2 protein-coding genes are annotated in these 1014 nt (G+C 34.3%); both read right to left on the reverse strand.

All coding sequences use genetic code 11. The features are described 5' to 3' along the window. Positions 1–52: 52 nt before the first annotated feature. On the reverse strand, positions 53–652 hold the full coding sequence (locus AAEY68_RS20665; protein WP_024593100.1) for a hypothetical protein: 600 nt from the start codon (positions 650–652) through the stop codon (positions 53–55). Position 653: 1 nt separating this feature from the next. Then, positions 654–959 carry a hypothetical protein gene (locus tag AAEY68_RS20670; RefSeq protein ID WP_024593099.1) on the reverse strand — a complete coding sequence of 102 codons (306 nt, stop codon included), beginning with the start codon at positions 957–959 and terminating at the stop codon, positions 654–656. Between the last annotated feature and the right edge of the window lie 55 nt (positions 960–1014).

Below are 1014 nucleotides of genomic sequence, written 5' to 3' on the forward strand. Positions count from 1 at the left end.
TAAACTGCCGAGTGTCAGGCGTCACTTTGCCTTGATGCATTTTTTATGTTGTTTATGCAAAGGCAGCAGCAAGATTTTGAAGTTCAGCTAAATGTCTAGGCTGTTTGGGCTGTACGATATCTTCATTAATCTTAAGAATAAGGCTTTTAAATACTTCTGTATTATTTTTAAGACCTTGAGATGCCATTAATGACTTGATTTCGTTAATACTCTTTTCATTTAACTTAACGGAAAACCTTTTCGATGCTTTCGCTTTTGCAACATCTGAATTTAATAATAAACCTAAATTACGTTGAGAATACCGCTTTGAGCTTAGCGCATGCAAATAATATAAAACCAATGACTTATTAAAACTATCACTCAAACTAGGATTTATCTTTTGAGTAGCTAAATTTAGAATATCTAGATAATGAGCGGGTAAACGTACATCAATTGGAGTTTTAATCTTGTTATATTCAGCTTTAATTTTAGCTGTTGATTGTTTTGGTATACTAACTACTCTCTTGCAATCATTACAAACAGCAGCTAATATATTTTTCACTGCGCCAGAGCTATCACTAAAACTAACATCACGAAGCATATATGTAGCATGGGTTAAGCCACACTCAGAGCACACTACTTGCCTTGAATCGCCTTCTTTTACTATTTTCATATTACACTCCGCTTTCATGAACACTGATAAACATTACATCTGGCTCTACAAAATAAAACTTTACATACCATCGTTTACCATCTTTAAATGGCTTCAATACATGTACATCGATAGATGATGCCTTATGATGAGGGCTAACCTCATATTCATTACCTCGGGTCTTCTTTATTAACCCAATAACCTCGTCATCGGTTAATTGCCCACACTGGAAAAGGTTCTTAACATCAATATTGTCTCTTACTTCGTGATCATATGAACCATCTGCTAAGCAAGCTATAACTTTCAATTTTACGTCTTTAAAACCCATTTCTAACCCTTAGATTATGTACGCTAGCATTCGTACACTCAATTATTGTACGTTA

It is taken from the genome of Pseudoalteromonas sp. RB2-MNA-CIBAN-0110, assembly GCF_040309305.1.
In the GTDB taxonomy this organism is placed as follows: Bacteria; Pseudomonadota; Gammaproteobacteria; order Enterobacterales; family Alteromonadaceae; genus Pseudoalteromonas; species Pseudoalteromonas arctica.

Excerpts from the sequence above, each read along its gene's own strand:
- AAEY68_RS20665 (WP_024593100.1), bottom strand. The coding sequence starts at position 652 with ATGAAAATAGTAAAAGAAGGCGATTCAAGGCAAGTAGTGTGCTCTGAG.
- AAEY68_RS20670 (WP_024593099.1), bottom strand. The coding sequence starts at position 959 with ATGGGTTTTAAAGACGTAAAATTGAAAGTTATAGCTTGCTTAGCAGAT.